14 protein-coding genes are annotated in these 12803 nt (G+C 44.6%); all 14 read right to left on the reverse strand.

The window, feature by feature from the left end; translation table 11 throughout:
• Positions 1–15: 15 nt before the first annotated feature.
• The 14 genes from pal to DZ860_RS24620 all read right to left on the reverse strand — a co-directional run bounded on the left by pal (position 16) and on the right by DZ860_RS24620 (position 12685).
• Entirely contained in the window at positions 16–555 is a 540-nt protein-coding gene (pal, locus tag DZ860_RS05680) for a peptidoglycan-associated lipoprotein Pal (protein WP_120029956.1), read from the reverse strand.
• Between the two features lie 33 nt (positions 556–588).
• Positions 589–1914 carry a Tol-Pal system beta propeller repeat protein TolB gene (gene tolB, locus DZ860_RS05685; RefSeq protein ID WP_439333100.1) on the reverse strand — a complete coding sequence of 442 codons (1326 nt, stop codon included), beginning with the start codon at positions 1912–1914 and terminating at the stop codon, positions 589–591.
• A 40-nt stretch (positions 1915–1954) separates the two neighbouring features.
• On the reverse strand, positions 1955–3064 hold the full coding sequence (tolA, locus tag DZ860_RS05690; RefSeq protein ID WP_120029957.1) for a cell envelope integrity protein TolA: 1110 nt from the start codon (positions 3062–3064) through the stop codon (positions 1955–1957).
• A 7-nt stretch (positions 3065–3071) separates the two neighbouring features.
• Entirely contained in the window at positions 3072–3521 is a 450-nt protein-coding gene (gene tolR, locus DZ860_RS05695; RefSeq protein ID WP_120029958.1) for a protein TolR, read from the reverse strand.
• A 3-nt stretch (positions 3522–3524) separates the two neighbouring features.
• A complete protein-coding gene (tolQ, locus tag DZ860_RS05700) occupies positions 3525–4208 on the reverse strand; it encodes a protein TolQ (RefSeq protein ID WP_120029959.1) in 684 nt (227 codons plus the stop codon).
• The gene (gene ybgC / locus DZ860_RS05705; RefSeq protein ID WP_120029960.1) at positions 4198–4617 is read right to left on the reverse strand and encodes a tol-pal system-associated acyl-CoA thioesterase; all 420 of its coding nucleotides are present in this window, start codon (positions 4615–4617) and stop codon (positions 4198–4200) included. The genes tolQ and ybgC overlap by 11 nt, the downstream gene beginning before the upstream one ends.
• Before the next feature lie 191 nt (positions 4618–4808).
• Positions 4809–5111 (reverse strand): cyd operon protein YbgE, encoded by a 303-nt coding sequence (gene ybgE / locus DZ860_RS05710; protein WP_120029961.1) that lies wholly within the window; start codon positions 5109–5111, stop codon positions 4809–4811.
• Positions 5104–5211 (reverse strand): cytochrome bd-I oxidase subunit CydX, encoded by a 108-nt coding sequence (gene cydX, locus DZ860_RS05715; protein WP_000270284.1) that lies wholly within the window; start codon positions 5209–5211, stop codon positions 5104–5106. Before cydX ends, ybgE begins: the two co-directional genes overlap by 8 nt.
• Before the next feature lie 12 nt (positions 5212–5223).
• Positions 5224–6360: a cytochrome d ubiquinol oxidase subunit II gene (gene cydB / locus DZ860_RS05720; RefSeq protein WP_120029962.1), complete on the reverse strand. Its 1137-nt coding sequence runs from the start codon at positions 6358–6360 to the stop codon at positions 5224–5226.
• A 16-nt stretch (positions 6361–6376) separates the two neighbouring features.
• Positions 6377–7963 (reverse strand): cytochrome ubiquinol oxidase subunit I, encoded by a 1587-nt coding sequence (gene cydA / locus DZ860_RS05725; RefSeq protein WP_120029963.1) that lies wholly within the window; start codon positions 7961–7963, stop codon positions 6377–6379.
• 460 nt (positions 7964–8423) lie between these two features.
• A complete protein-coding gene (gene ruvB / locus DZ860_RS05730) occupies positions 8424–9428 on the reverse strand; it encodes a Holliday junction branch migration DNA helicase RuvB (protein WP_120029964.1) in 1005 nt (334 codons plus the stop codon).
• A 29-nt stretch (positions 9429–9457) separates the two neighbouring features.
• A complete protein-coding gene (gene ruvA, locus DZ860_RS05735; protein WP_120029965.1) occupies positions 9458–10075 on the reverse strand; it encodes a Holliday junction branch migration protein RuvA in 618 nt (205 codons plus the stop codon).
• Positions 10076–10192: 117 nt separating this feature from the next.
• The gene (gene ruvC, locus DZ860_RS05740; protein ID WP_120029966.1) at positions 10193–10714 is read right to left on the reverse strand and encodes a crossover junction endodeoxyribonuclease RuvC; all 522 of its coding nucleotides are present in this window, start codon (positions 10712–10714) and stop codon (positions 10193–10195) included.
• A gap of 135 nt (positions 10715–10849) precedes the next feature.
• On the reverse strand, positions 10850–12685 hold the full coding sequence (locus DZ860_RS24620; protein ID WP_207890601.1) for a glycoside hydrolase family 36 protein: 1836 nt from the start codon (positions 12683–12685) through the stop codon (positions 10850–10852).
• Positions 12686–12803: the final 118 nt, after the last annotated feature.

The following is a 12803-nucleotide window of genomic DNA, read 5'->3' on the forward strand; positions in this document are numbered from 1 at the left end:
GAGGTCATTCCTCGATTAGTAAACGAGTACCGCACGGCGGTTTTTCGCGTATACATCTTCGCCTTGACCAAGCAGAAGCGGTTTCTCTTCACCGTAGCTAACGATAGAGATTTGGTCAGCTTGAACACCTAGTGCTTGAATGTAGCTTGATACTGCTTGTGCACGGCGCTCACCTAGTGCGATGTTGTACTCTGGAGTACCACGCTCATCTGCATGGCCTTCAATCGTTACTTTCATTGCAGGGTTTTGGCTTAGGTAAGCCGCGTGTGCTGCTAGAATTTCTTCGTAATCGCCAGCAATTGACGCATTGTCAAACGCAAAGTAAATCGTTTGAGATTCACGTAGCGCTTGCTCTTTTAGTTCTTGCTCTGTCAACTGACCAGTACCTTCGATAGTCGATACAACGGTAGTATCAACAACATTCTCGGTACCTGACGTTGTTTGGTTAGTTTCAGAACCTGTTGTATTTGCAGCATCGTCGCTAGAACTACATGCCGTCATCGCCATAACAGGTAGCGCGATCATTAGTCCCTTAAGAATTTTGTTGAGTTGCATTATTATTTTTCCTTCAATTTAAATAGTTGCCAGTTACAAAAATGGTGACCATGCTGGTGCACGAACGCGACCATTTGTTGCTGGTAATCGAGCTTTAAAACGACCATCGATAGAGACCATCGACAGTACGTTATTTTTGTTATACATAGAGCTGTAAATGACCATGCTGCCATTCGGCGCGATGCTTGGTGATTCATCAAGTAAAGTTTTCGTCAGTATCTGTACAGCACCGGTTTCAAGATCTTGTTTCGCCAGATTAAAACCAGAATTACTTCGATTTACCATCACTAAGAAGCGGCCATCTGGTGTGATTTGTCCACCTAGGTTTTGGCTCCCTTGCCACGTCAGTCTATTCGTTGCTCCATCAGCCAAATTTACTTGATAAATCTGAGGTTTACCACCTCGATCCGATGTAAAGATCAGCGACTTACCATCTGGATTCCAAAATGGTTCAGTATTGTTTGAGCGGCCTCGGGTAATTTGTGTCAACTTACGAGAAGCAAGATCCAATGTATAGACTTGCAGCGTACCTGTTTTAGAAAGCACCAATGCTAATGTCTTGCCATCTGGAGAGAATTTTGGCGCACCATTATGACGTGGATACGAAGTCACTTTCTCACGTTCACCGGTGTAAATATTCATGATGAAAATTTCAGCTTGGCCGTTTTGAAAACTCACGTAAGCCAGTTTTTTACCATCAGGAGACCATGCTGGAGACATCAATGGTTGCTTAGAACGTAAAACTAAACGCTCGTTATAACCATCATAATCGGCAACGCGCAGTTGGTATGGGTAGCTGTCTTTATCGGTAACCACAACGTAAGCAATACGAGTCAAAAATGCCCCGCGCTCACCCGTTAACTCTTCATACACAAGATCAGAAATGCGATGAGCATATTCACGCAAACGCTCACCACTGACTGTGGCGCGTTTATTGAACAAGACGTAATCTTTTGATGATACTAATTGGCCATCACCGCTTAGCGATTGATTGTGACCTTGAGTTAACTGACCGCGTACCACATCAACCAATTGATAGTTGATAATGTAGTTGCCCGTTGCATCCTGGGTAATTGAGCCCGTTAACAATGCGTCTACGCCTAGATTAATCCAAGCATCGAAATTGACTTCCGATTCATTGTAAGGGGTTTGTGGCATTTTATTGGTCGCCACTGGGCTAAATTTACCACTGCGTTGTAAGTCAGAAGCAATCACGGCTGACACATCGTGTGGCAATGGTTTTGGCCCATCCCATTTAAAAGGAACAATGCCAATTGGGCGCGCTGAGTCAACACCGTCGGTAATGACTAGCTCTAGTGCGGCGTTTGCCACTTGAAATGAGCTCGCGATAACGAGCATCCATCCGAATATTAGTCGCTTTAACACAAGCATTTCCTTATTACTCAGGTTCTACTGTTAAATTGATGTTTTTCAACTGATTGACGACATCTTGCTCGCTCGGTAGCGGAAAAGTCCCCACTTGAGCCACAGCACGTTTTGTCGCTGCACATAAACGGCTATCGCCATTCAATACGCTTAAATTGCCAACTATCGCTCCTGATCCTGTTGGGATCAGTCGTAAATTGACTTTACACGACTTTCCCCGAAAGGCGTCTTCTAATAGTAAATTTTGCTGTATTAACTGAGTATAAATCGCTCCGTAACGATCAACTTCACTCGCAACATGTTGCGAACGCGCTGAACTGTTTTGTTCTGATTCAGTTTCTAGGCCTGCAAAAATATCATTCAGTGCCGCTTCTTGTTGTTTACGTTCTTGCTCAAGACGCTTCAATCGTTCTTGCTCTTTACGTGCTTTTTCAGCGGCCTCTTTAGCGGCTTTTTCTTTAGCAATTCGCTGTTGTTCCGCTTTTTCTGCGGCTTCACGTTCGCGTTTTGCTTTTTCTTGCGCTTCTTTGGCTGCTTTTTCACGTTCAAGACGTTGTTGCTCAGCTTTCGCAGCAGCCGCTTCTTTGGCAATACGCTCTTGCTCTGCCTTGGCAACCGCTGCTTCTTTCGCTAAACGTTGTTTCTCAGCTTTACGTACAGCTTCTTCTTTGGTCTTGCGCTCTTTCTCAAGTTGCTCGGCACGTTGTTTTTCTTTACGTGAACGTTCTTCCTCAGCTTGGCGTTGTTTTTCTTTTTCAACGCGGCGCTTTTCAGCTTCTCGGGTTGCTTTCGCTTCCTTCACTTGCTGCTCTTTCAGTTTACGAATACGCTCTTCTTCAATCTTACGATTTTTCTCAAGCAATTCACTTTCACGTCTGAGCTTATCAAGGCGAGACTGTTCTTTTTTAGACGCCTCTTCTCTTTGGCTGCGAATTTGCTGAGCTTGCTGTTTAACTAACGCAGGATCAATCACAACAGCTTGCACCATTCGCCCGCTTGGCTTTGGTTCTGACATTGTGAAGTCCGTACCAAATAAGAGTGCGGCAATCAAAACGGCATGCATAGAAAAGGAAATAACCAGAGGCTTGGTATAGCTCTGCTTTTTAGATTTCTTATCTCTCATCAAGCAATTACATCTCTTCCTTGATATCCGTTAGCAATCCAACTTTAGGAATGCCAGCGCTATTCAATGCATCCAACACCAACACAACTTCTGCATAAGGCGTTGCCGCATCACCACCCACCGCGACAGGAGAATTCGGTTTTAACGATAATTCCGCTTTTACTCTGACGATAATGTCTTGCAGTGACAAACCACGTTGCATCTCTTCATCGTTCACACTTAAGCCGAGGTTACCTGCCTTGTCGATTTCCACGATAATAAAACTAGCGTCACTGTCGCCAGCCATTTCTTGGCTGCTTTGTGCGGTCGAAGTCTGAGGCAATTCCACCTCAACCCCTTGAGTCACAAATGGCGACGTCACCATAAAAATGATCAACAGCACGAGCATAACGTCGATATAAGGTACGACGTTAATTTCGGCGGTCATTTTTCGTTTTTTTCGCTGATATCCCGACATGACTTACTCCCTGCCTGACATCGCTTGGCGGTGCAAAATGCTGTGGAACTCTTCAGAAAACGTTGCATAGCTATGTTCAAGCTTGCCCACTTTATTACTAAAACGGTTATAAGCCATTACGGCTGGAATTGCCGCAAACAAACCCATCGCGGTTGCGATCAGTGCTTCTGCAATACCCGGTGCTACCATCGCTAGCGTTGCTTGCTTAACTTCACCTAGAGCAATAAAGGCATGCATAATGCCCCATACGGTACCAAATAGGCCGATATATGGCGTAATCGAACCAACGGTCGCAAGGAAAGGTAGGTTTGTTTCTAGTTCATCAACTTCACGCGCAACGGCAACACGCATAGCGCGGCCCGTACCTTCCATAATGAAATCTGGTGATGTTGCATTGGATTTACTCAATCGAGCAAACTCGGTAAAACCAGAATAGAAAATCTCTTCGGTACCCGAGAGTTCATCTTTACGTTTTTTAACCTCTTGATAAATGATGGAAAGATCGGTGCCCGACCAAAATTTATCCTCAAATCGTTCTGCGTCTTTCGCAGCTTGAGATAGAACTTTGCTGCGCTTGATGATCATCGCCCATGAAGCAATAGACATGCCCATTAGAATCATCATTACTAGCTTTACCAGTAAGCTGGCCTGTAAAAAGAGGTCAAAGAATGAAATATCAGCGCTCACTTGAAGAAAACTCCGTTAATAAGAATTGAGGCATAGCAATTGGCCTCATTTTTACATTGTCGATGCATGCTACCTTAACCATTGCTTTACACAATGTCTTACCATCAGGATTGACGATCACCTGACAGAATGTTAACGAAGCTTTTTTTAGTTCTGCAATGGTGGTTTTAACCAAAAGCTGGTCATCAAGACGAGCTCCTTGCAGAAAATCAATATCCATGTGTCGGACTACAAAACCTATCTTTTGTTCCAAAAGACTTTGTTGCGAAACATTAATAGAACGCAAGAGTTCGGTTCGAGCCCTTTCAAAAAACTTTAAATAGTTGGAATGGTAAACAACGCCACCGGCGTCGGTGTCTTCATAATAAACCGTGATCGGCCATTCAAACGTGTCAGATGTGGTTTGCACTACAGAACCCAAGAATACTGAGACTAAACGCTTACTATAACGCAACTCGTCCCAGAATGTGCAAGTGCTATTAAGTGTTTTCAGAACTTAGACAAAAAAATAGCGCCAGCTCATTACAAGCGGCGCTATTTCGAACAAAGTTAAGATTATTTATTACTCACCAAGCACTTAAGGCACTGATGTTGCCACAGTTACACTAAACGAAGCACGGTAAGATAAATCAAGATAGATAACGAAAAGTAAGGGCTAAACAAACATTGCCAATACCATTTTCTTGGTTTGAACCCAACGCCAAATACCATGCTTGAACAAATGGCCCAGATCATCAAGGGTGCAATCACCATATTAAATCCACCAATTGCTTCTGCATATGCATGTGGGTCCCACATCACCATAACAACATGGTAAAAACCAAGAACCAAAGACAAGACTCGCAGTAGAGTCTTATCCATGGGTTCGTGCAGCTTTGTTACTTGCTCAGCAAGTTTACTCACTGTCTTTATCCATCATTTCTGAATGCTCTAACCAAAGAGCGTTGATGATACCGAATGCACAAGCAAGTAGTACACCTAGAATCCATGCGAAATACCACATAGTCATAGCTCCTTAATATAGTGAGTTTTTGTTTTCTTCAATGAATTTGTCATCTAGACGACCGAACATTTTGTAGTATGTCCATGTCGTGTAACCCAGAATAATTGGAACCATAACGAATGCTACACCCGTCATTAGATTCAGCGTCAACTCAGAAGATGTTGCATCCCACATGGTTAAACTATGGCTTGGTTCCAAGCTTGATGGCATAACGAATGGGAACATTGAAAGACCTGCAGTGAAAATCACACCTGCGTTACCTAGGCTTGAGAACAGGAATGCAAAACCACCTTTTTCAAGACGCGATGCCAACACTGTTAATAATGGCATTAGCACACCTAGTGCAGGAGCCGCCCATAATAGTGGGTATTTTTCAAAGTTGTTCATCCAAGCACCAGCTTCAAGAACCACTGTTTTGGTCAAAGGATTTGATGGCGCTGCTGTATCAATCACAGATGTGATGACATAGCCGTCCATACCTTGAACCCAAAAACCTGCTGCTACAAATGTTGCGACTGTTAATAGTCCCATCAATTGAGCCACTGCACGTGCACGCGTGTGAACAGCATCAGAAGTCTTCATTTGTAGCCAAGTTGCACCTTGCATCAGGATCATGAACAGGCTAACCAAACCACAAAGCAGAGCAAATGGGTTTAGTAGACCGAAGAATGAACCATGATAGGTTGGCATCATGAAATCGCTTAGTTGGAATGGAACACCTTGTAATAGGTTACCAAACGCAACACCAAAAATAATTGGTGGAACGAAACCACTGATCGCAATACAGATGTCCCATGTATTACGCCATTGGGTGTTTTCAAGCTTTGAACGGTAATCCAAGCCGATAGGACGCAACCACAACGCTGCAAGCGTAAGGATCATCGCTAGGTAAAAACCTGAGAATGACGTTGCGTACACAAGTGGCCATGCTGCGAATAGCGCACCACCAGCGGTGATTAGCCATACTTGGTTGCCGTCCCAGTGCGGAGCGATTGAGTTAATCATCACTCGACGCTCTGTATCGGTTTTACCGATGATAGGTACTAATGCACCGACACCCATGTCGAAACCGTCGGTGATAGCGAAACCGACTAGTAGCACACCAATGAGTACCCACCAGATGAATCGCAAGATTTCGTAATCAAACATTTTGCTTCTCCTTTTCTTACGCTTCTACTTGGCGACTAACTTTGTCTTCAACAGAGTTAATCTCTTGCTCAAAGTGGTAGCGACCCGTTTTTAGACTACTTGGGCCTTTACGAGCAAATTTCAGCATTAAGTAAACTTCGGCAATTAAGAACACAGTATAAAGCGCAATAATCGCAAATAGTGATGTCCAAATCTCACCCGCCGTCAGTGCTGAAGCAGCAACGTGTACAGGAAGAATTTCACCTACAGCCCATGGCTGACGACCGAATTCAGCGACAAACCAACCCGCTTCAATCGCAATCCAAGGTAGAGGAATACTGAACAAGGCAGCTTTAAGGATCCACTGTTTCTGTTCGATTTTTTGACGACATGTTTGAACGAATGCAGCACCAAATACGAACAACATCAAGAAGCCACACGCAACCATGATACGGAATGACCAGAATAGAGGCCATACGGTTGGAATAGAGTCATCAGCAGCGGCTTGAATTTGATCTTCCGTCGCATCTGTTACTTTATCTGTGTAACGCTTCAATAGCAGACCGTAACCTAAGTCGCCTTTCACTTCGTCAAACGCGTTCATGTTCTCTTGTGATTTCTCACCAGCACGCAGTTTTTCTAGTAAGCCGTAGGCGTACATACCGTTACGGATACGATCAACGTGTTCATCACGTAAATCACGTAGACCGGTTACTTGCTCATCCAATGAACGCGTAGCGATAATACCCATAACAAAAGGAATCTTAAGCGCGTAATCGGTTTCCATTGTTTCTTGGTTCGGAATACCGAACACAGTAAACGCTGCTGGTGCAGGTTCAGTGTGCCATTCTGCTTCAACCGCAGCGAGCTTCACTTTTTGAACTTCACCTAGCTCGTAACCAGATTCATCACCTAGTACGATAACCGATAAAATTGAAGCCATACCGAAAGACGCAGCGATAGCAAACGAACGACGAGCGAACGCAACGTCACGGCCTTTAAGCATGTAGTATGAGCTGATACCAAGAATGAACATGGCACCGGTGGTGTAACCAGAAGCAACGGTGTGAACAAACTTCACTTGAGCAACTGGGTTTAATACAACCTCAGCAAAACTCACCATTTCCATACGCATGGTTTCGAAGTTAAATTCCGCGCCTACTGGGTTTTGCATCCAGCCGTTAGCGACTAAGATCCACAACGCAGAGAAGTTAGAACCCAACGCTACTAACCAAGTCACTGCTAAGTGTTGGCGTTTAGATAGGCGATCCCAACCAAAGAAGAACAAACCGACAAAAGTGGATTCGAGGAAGAAAGCGACTAACGCTTCAATGGCGAGAGGTGCACCAAAAATATCACCTACATAATGCGAGTAATAAGACCAGTTGGTACCGAACTGAAACTCCATGGTTAGGCCAGTAGCCACACCAAGTGCAAAGTTAATACCGAACAGCTTACCCCAGAACTTAGTCATGTCCTTGTAGATTTGCTTGTTGGTCATTACGTACATTGATTCCATGATGGCGAGCAAAAACGCCATACCTAAAGTCAATGGTACGAACAGGAAGTGATACATCGCTGTCAATGCGAATTGAAACCGCGACAGATCAACTATGTCAATCATGATAACTCCTATGTGTCGGCTGAATGACACGCTTTACTTTATTGCTTTTAGCACCGCAAGCGTTGAACTGGCTCAGGGAATGTTTAATAAAAAACATCATATTGTTGCAAATATGTACTGCAATAGTTAGTTAATTGTTAAGCAACAGCTAATATAGCTTAAGCTAATATTACTGGCAAATAGCCTCAGTTTCAAAAGGTTTATTCGAGGAGTTCGCTTTGATTTGCATCAAATTTTTTACGCGATTTTCGACCAAAAAACAGACAAATTGATCTATATCAATTGATAAAGTTTGATTTTGTTACCGGATGGTTACGGTAAATACAGAGATCAGAGGCATGCGGAAACAAGTGCTTAACAAAAACCTTGTTAAATGATGAGATATTGACGTCAAAAAAAGTTAATAAGTGAGGAAATTGTCACAAGATTGCTCACTTCCGAAGAAGCAAGCAATGAAAACTTATTTCTCAATTCCGAAATGGAGATAAGCGCGATCTGTGGCGATACGGCCACGAGGAGTTCGCTGTAAATAGCCTTGCTGAATTAGGTAAGGTTCCAGTACATCTTCGATGGTATCTTTTTCCTCGCCAATCGCCGCAGCCATATTATCAAGGCCAACGGGACCACCAGCAAACTTCTCCATGATGGCAAGTAGAAGTTTTCTGTCCATGTAGTCAAAGCCCTGAGCGTCCACATCAAGCATGTTCAGTGCTTTATCAGCAACATCAGCACAAATATGGCCATCCCCTTTCACTTCTGCATAGTCACGGACTCGGCGTAATAAACGGTTGGCAATTCGAGGGGTACCACGAGCGCGGCGAGCAACTTCCAATGCCCCCTCAGACTCCATCGACAAACCTAAGCAGTTCGCGCTTCGTTGAACGATGTGTTGAAGATCTGGGATCTTGTAATACTCAAGACGCTGAGTAATACCAAAGCGGTCTCGCAATGGCGATGTCAGCGAGCCGGCACGAGTTGTTGCACCAATCAAGGTAAACGGAGGCAAATCAATCTTAATTGAGCGAGCGGCGGGCCCCTCACCAATCATGATATCAAGCTGATAGTCTTCCATCGCTGGATATAAGATCTCTTCAACCATAGGGCTTAGACGATGGATCTCATCGATAAAGAGCACATCATTTTCTTCAAGGTTAGTCAGCAAAGCAGCGAGATCACCCGCTTTTTCGAGCACAGGACCTGAAGTGGTACGAATGTTCACACCCATTTCATTGGCAACAATATTTGCCAGAGTGGTTTTACCCAACCCTGGAGGGCCAAAAATCAAAAGGTGATCAAGAGGTTCTTGACGCAATTTTGCCGCTTGGATGAAGATCTCCATTTGGCTGCGTACATGGTCTTGGCCTTGATAATCTTCAAGTAGCTTAGGGCGAATTGCACGGTCGACAACGTCTTCATCGCGAAAAACCGGACTATCTGGAGCAATTAAGCGATCAGCTTCAATCATATAAGATGTTCCTTTTACGCTTTACTCAGTTAGACCATTGACTTCAAGGCATCACGAATCAGCTCTTCGCTGGTCATGCCAGGTTTCACGATTTGAGCGACGATTTTAGAAGCTTGGGTTGGTTTATAGCCTAAAGATAGCAATGCGCTAATCGCTTCTTCTTCCGCATTGCTTTGCGGCGCTGCTGAGCCGTTATCAGTAGGCGCAGCATCGGTAAATGGAGTAAAGAGATCCCCTGCACTCCACCCTTTCAAACGATCTTTCATCTCAACAACTAGACGTTCAGCGGTTTTCTTACCGACACCAGGCAGTTTGACCAAGGTTGAAATATCTTCACGTTCAACACTCGCGACAAATTGAGTCGCGGTCATGCCAGACAAGATACCCAGACCTAATTTAGGTCCAACACCATTGGCTTTAATGACTTCACGGAACAAAGCACGCTCTTTCACCGTGTTAAATCCATACAATAATTGAGCATCTTCACGCACCACAAAATGCGTGTAAATAATCGCTTCTTCGCCTACGTTGGGTAACTCATAAAAGCAACTCATTGGCATTTGAACTTCATAGCCAATGCCATTCACTTCAATAAGGAGTTCTGGGGGTTGTTTTTCTAGCAGAATGCCACGTAGACGTCCAATCACTGGATAGTACCTAAATTAGTCGGAGATTATTGCTGAATAATAATAAAGAACTGGATGGATAGCCAGTAAAAGTCGCCATTAGAGACAGGGAAATCACAAAGGGCGAACTTCGCAACTTTAACGATAACGGCCACGTCGAGCGCTGGTCGCTTTGCCTGCAAGGGCGACAAGAGTTTTATTGGTGTTGGCATGACAAATAGCCACGCCCAGCGCGTCAGCGGCATCAGCTTGAGGTTTGGCTGGTAATTTCAACATCTGCTGCACCATATGCTGTACTTGCGCTTTATCGGCGGCACCTGTGCCAACCACAGCTTGTTTAATTAATCTCGCGGCGTATTCATACACTGGCAGATCAGCATTCACTGCCGCTACTATCGCACTCCCTCTCGCTTGGCCTAGCTTTAACGCCGAATCCGCATTACGGGCCATGAATACCTGTTCAATCGCAAACTCATCAGGTTGAAACTGAGTTATGATTTCTGTTACGCCAGCGTAAATCTGCTTTAATCGCCCCGGCAGTTCTTTCTCTGACATGCGGATACAACCGCTGCCTAAATACTGTAACTGGCGACCATTCTGACGGATAACACCATAACCGGTAATCCGAGATCCAGGGTCGATGCCCAAGATAATTGACATAATTTCGTATCTGACTTCCTAAACTTGGCCGCCATCATATAGTAGCGACTGATAATTGGCGAGCTTAAGCCCACCGCTTAATTCGTTGCGCTCACAGTCTAATCTATCTCTATTGCTCACTGAGTAAGTAGTGTTCTAACCGACGGTAATGATCGCCCGACTAGAGAGTCCCGTCTCCAAGCCAATTTCTATCGCTTGAGTCAACTCATGATTAAGCTTTTCCCCTGACCAATAATCAAACCAATCGACAGGATGAGCAGCAGTTAACGTGACATCTCTCGCCGGTTGCTGGTAGTTAAAAATACAGTGGAGATCATTAGATGCGGTTAAACGCAGAAATGCATGATTTAGATTTAATGACGAAAATTTACTTGTCTCTTGGTTGTATTTTTGTCTCACCAAGAGCTTTTCTAGGCTGAGTTTGGCAAAAGACGTTAATTCCATCAGCGGATCCCCTGAGAGCAAAACACCACCTGAGGCTAATAATACGTCACGATGGAACTCATAGTATTTACGTTCCGTTGCTTGATTTGGCAAAGAAACCAAGGTGGCGCTATCTGGATCAATCATCCACAGTCTATTGTGTTGCCAACTGCGGAGAAATATCTCTTTCGCTGTCTGCTCAAAGCGACGTTCATCTCGCATTACATCATCTGAAATACGCATTATGTCGACCAAGCCTAACGAGGGCCATAATGGCGCATGGCTGGCTAGCAGAAGCGCATCACCTGCACCCTGAGCAATGGCTTTAAGGCCAAGTCGATAAGCTTGTATTCCCGTTATTCCACTTTGAAACCTCTCCCCTTTCAAAGCGCCCCAGTAGCAGGCATTGAGCTTAAAAAGTTCAACACCCCACTCTTCTCGCATGACACGGATAAAACGCGTCAGGTGCTCTTGTACTTCCGTATTGGAGGTATCTAACACATACCAAGGCGTGTTTCGCCACCCCGCATAAGTGACATCTTCCGCTCTTAGTAAGCGAGCGTTCACATCACGAACAAACCATTCTGGGTGCGACTGGAAAATCTGTGATTCACTTTGCGCAATAAAGGGCGAGACACCCACGGCCGGTTTCTTGCCCATCTGTTTGATTTGCTCAATAGTGGTTCTAATACCCTCGATACCTTTAACATCAGACTCCTCTCGGCCATCTCGATCATTTTGGGCGCAATCAGTTTCTTGGATATCTTGCGTATATTGGGTATCTCGACCATAACAGGGCGCGGTAAGCAGCCAGTCACCCATCGCAGCTTGGTAACCATCATCAATCAGCACATATTCTAACGAGTCATTCAAACGACTCATCACCCTAAGGTTCTGGGCGATTTTATCTTGAGTAATATCGTCGTTATACACATGCCATGAAGACCAACCAGCGGGAATCCGTGCTTCTAGGGCCAGTTTCTTAGGGTGATGAATCTCAATGAGGTCTGCATATCGCTGCCATAGTTGGTTTAGATTGCGCCCTTTCAAAACGGTTACTGATTCAAGAATCGTCGTCGCCCAATCCTGAGGACAAGTATCTTCACCATCAAGATAAGCCATCAATCGAGATCGCCCATCACTCAGGTCCAGTTCAAAATAACCAGCGAAACGATGGCAAGAGGTAAAGCCAAACAAAGTGAAACCAAGAGAGTCTGAAATAACTAAATAATTATAAAAACGCTTCGGTGCATTGGAGGAATATATCCGATAACTGGGGCTATTATCCGCGAATCGGCCAACATCGACAGGCGTTAACGGAGTGCCTAACGTCTGGGAAAGCATTTGGTAGCCATCACCATAAAGGTAGGCTTCGTGCTCGAAATCATAATCTATGTCAAACAGTGGATATTGCTGAGGGATCGGGTCGTTAGCTAAGCCTCGATAACAAAAACGCACTTCATCATTGTCGGGACTAGTCTGGATTGAAAGCTGGCTAGCGTCGAAGTGGAGTTCAACACGACAAGCGAGCGAAATGGTTGATAACATTAAATACTTCCAACGTGGCTTTCGTGTAGCAAGTATTACAGCATCGGTATTTTACAATGTCTATTGGCTAACGATATCAATCCGCAACATGGCTCACAAACTCATGGTTTGGTCGAAA

This window comes from Vibrio sinensis, assembly GCF_003605645.1.
GTDB classification, from domain to species: Bacteria; Pseudomonadota; Gammaproteobacteria; order Enterobacterales; family Vibrionaceae; genus Vibrio; species Vibrio sinensis.